We start from the raw sequence: 2,882 nt of genomic DNA on the forward strand, positions 1-2,882 counted from the left end.
AGGCCGCTTTCAGCCGGTTGTCGAGCAGCGGCAGGGTTTGCGGGAACACGTTTTTCAGGTAATGGATGACGTTTCTGCGCTCCGAGCGCAGTTCCGGCTTGTCCAGATAGATGTTGCCGGTGCGCCAGAGCAGCTCCAGCAGTTCCTTGATCTCATCGCGGTTTTGCTGGCGTTCTGACGGGGTCAGTATCGGGTTTTCGTTTTTCACCAACAGCAGGTAGATGGCGCGGTGCTTGGCAATCACCGATGAGCGCTTGGCCTCGGTTGGGTGGGCGGTGAGCACCGGTTCGATGTGCACCGCAGCCAGACTGGCGGCAATAGCGCCTTCCTCAAACCCGTCGGCCTTGAGGCGCATCAGCGTGTTGCCCCAAAGCCCCCGCTCGTGGGACGGGCCGTTGGCGGTCTCCATCATCCGGAGCAGCTGAACTGCGGCGTTTTCTTCAACCATGCCAAGCAACTGAAACGCAATCGAGTGCAGCTGGCAAGCCTGTTCCACCGACACCGGATGCACCGCTGGCGCAGCAGCAGGCTCACGCCAGGGAATGAGGGCGGCCACCGGCTGCAGGCCGAGTTCTTGCAGAACTTCGCTCAAGCAGGTGAGCACAAATTGCAGGTCTTTGTTGATTTTGTCCTGCAGCAAAACGCTGGCATCCTTTTGAGGGCTATCAAGATAGGGGTGAATGGCATCGTTGGGATCGCCGACGAGCTGATTCAGGCGGGAACGCAGTCGGCTACGTGCCATGTTTATGCAAAATTGATCTGTGGCCCTTTAGTTATAAGCGCTGATAGCTACTATTTGCATAGTTGCTAAAGTGGTGTTTCTGGTGCATTCAGGTATCGCGCCAGCACTGCCAGCACGGCTTGGTCAATCACCTGAACAAGTTCCGGGCCGGATGTCAGCGAGGTTTGCAGGTCGTGCAGCCGGCCAGCGTGCAGGCGATATTGGCTTGTCCGCTGGTTGACGGCTCAAATTGTTTTCAAACCGGTTCGGCAAGCGCTTACCGGCGCACACGTCGCTTGAGCCAAATGCGCAAGCGCCAGATCAGTTTGACCCCCACGTAACCCAGCGCCGCGCCACCCACCGCAAACATGCCCATGCCCAGCACGGTGGGCCAGCCAAACTCTGCCAACCATGACACGCTGCCTTCACTGGGCACAGCCCCAGCAACCAGACGCTCGCCCATGACCAGCACGCCCGCTTGGTAGGCCAGCCAAAGCCAGAAGCCAATCGTCAGCGGATTGGTCACCATCGTCATGGCCGCCGCCGCGGGTATGTTGGCGCGCCACCAGGTGCAATGCGCGGTTGCCACCACAATTTGCGCCACTGGCAAAACAAAGGCCCAAAACGTGCCCACCGCCACACCACGCGCCACCGCTTCATGTTGTGGCCGCCACAGCTGCGGGTCAAGCAACCGGCTGGCAAATGGCGCAAGCCACGGGTGTTCAGCCAATGCATTGCGGCTGGGCAGTGCCTGGCGGACCCGGTCCGCCCAATCAGAAGCCGTGCTTTTCATCGGCGTTCCAGCCTGGCGTGAGCGCGTGGCGACAAGTGCCAGCGCCAGAAAAATGAAGTGACATGGAACACGGCAAGTTGGATGCGTCGTTGTTGGATGGTGCCGATGATGCAGGGTCTGTGACCTCAGGAGAAGCAGGAAAATCCGCTCAAACACTCTGTTTTTTACGAATCAAAATTATCATTAATTCAGATTAAACATGATTATTTCTCGATAGACTTTCGTCCTGCCTGTGCGCCGAGGCTTTTGTCTGGCGCACTAACCGAATGCCCATTTGGGGCGTTCTGATCTCTATTTCGAAGGTTCAGCCGACCCACGTGGTGGCCACCAATGGCGGCAAAGAGTGGGAGATCAAGATGCAGGCGCTGTTTGACTCATCGCCCTACGGCAAGGGTTGCAAGTCGTACCCCAAGCGCGACCTGTGGCACCTGCGCTCGCTGCTGTTCACCGAGCCGGTCGATTTCATGATTGGCAACACTTACGGCAAATTCCTGGAGCGCGATACCAAGACACCGCTGGTACGCATGGTGTTCCCGATTTTTGATCGCCACCACTACCACCGTTTCCCCACCTGGGGCTATGACGGCGGCATGCGGGTGCTGATCACCTTGCTCGACGAGTTCTTTGAGGCACTCGATGCCAACACCATGGACATCGCCAAGACCGACTACAGCTACGACATCATCCGCTGAGGCACTGCGTCCGTCTACTGCGCGGGCGATCTTGCGTTTGCAGTCCTCGCCGTACGGGTGTACGGCTGTGGGCTTCAACGCAAGGTCGACCCGCTCGCTACGGCGACTGCAGCACCTCAATGCGTCCCCCAAAAACCAAGTGAGACCAACATGGCTAATGTGACTTTCAGTTCTCCCCGCATGAAAAAAGACGTGACGGTCTATGCCGTTGCGGGTGACACCAAAACCTTGCTGTCAGTGGCCAAGGCCAACAGCATTCCCCTGGATTCAGAGTGCGAAAACGGTGAATGCGGCTCCTGCCAGGTGCAGGTGTCGGTGCTTTCGGGCAATACACCCATCGGTGTGGCCTTGACCGAAAAGGAAAAACTGGTGCTTAAGCTGGCCGGCAAGATCACCGCGCAGCAGATTGCCGATGCCGAAACCAAGGACTTGCCGCCGCCATGGCGACTGGCCTGCCAGATGGTGGTGCGCGACGAAGACATTCTGGTCAAGTTCTGAGCATGGACAACACCTACATCAAGACCACGCAGGATGGCCGCAAGGTAGAGGTCATTGATGGGTGGGTGTGTCTGGGCGGGGTGCGTGAAGCCAACAACCTGGTGCCGATGGACGAGCACCCCAACCGCCAGGCCATCCTGCGCGCGGTGCCAGGTGCCAGCCACGCCGCTGGCCGCCT

General features: G+C 58.6%; 3 protein-coding genes and 1 pseudogene. 2 read left to right on the forward strand and 2 right to left on the reverse strand.

Annotated elements, in window-relative coordinates; translation table 11 throughout:
* Together KBF66_RS19385 and KBF66_RS19390 are read right to left on the reverse strand one after the other, a co-directional pair.
* Positions 1–742 (reverse strand): phosphoenolpyruvate carboxylase (locus tag KBF66_RS19385; RefSeq protein WP_296661383.1); only part of this gene is annotated, 742 nt, incomplete at its 3' end.
* 256 nt (positions 743–998) lie between these two features.
* Entirely contained in the window at positions 999–1,514 is a 516-nt protein-coding gene (locus KBF66_RS19390; RefSeq protein ID WP_296661385.1) for a DUF2062 domain-containing protein, read from the reverse strand.
* A 305-nt stretch (positions 1,515–1,819) separates the two neighbouring features.
* On the opposite strand from KBF66_RS19390, the pseudogene KBF66_RS19395 reads away from it, so the two are divergent.
* Both KBF66_RS19395 and KBF66_RS19400 read left to right on the forward strand, forming a co-directional pair.
* A pseudogene (locus KBF66_RS19395) lies at positions 1,820–2,206 on the forward strand (nitrogenase component 1); the annotation flags it as partial.
* A 150-nt stretch (positions 2,207–2,356) separates the two neighbouring features.
* The gene (locus KBF66_RS19400) at positions 2,357–2,704 is read left to right on the forward strand and encodes a 2Fe-2S iron-sulfur cluster-binding protein (protein ID WP_296661387.1); all 348 of its coding nucleotides are present in this window, start codon (positions 2,357–2,359) and stop codon (positions 2,702–2,704) included.
* The last annotated feature ends 178 nt before the right edge of the window (positions 2,705–2,882 follow it).

The sequence above is a fragment of the Rhodoferax sp. genome, assembly GCF_018063565.1.
GTDB lineage: Bacteria > Pseudomonadota > Gammaproteobacteria > Burkholderiales > Burkholderiaceae_C > Rhodoferax.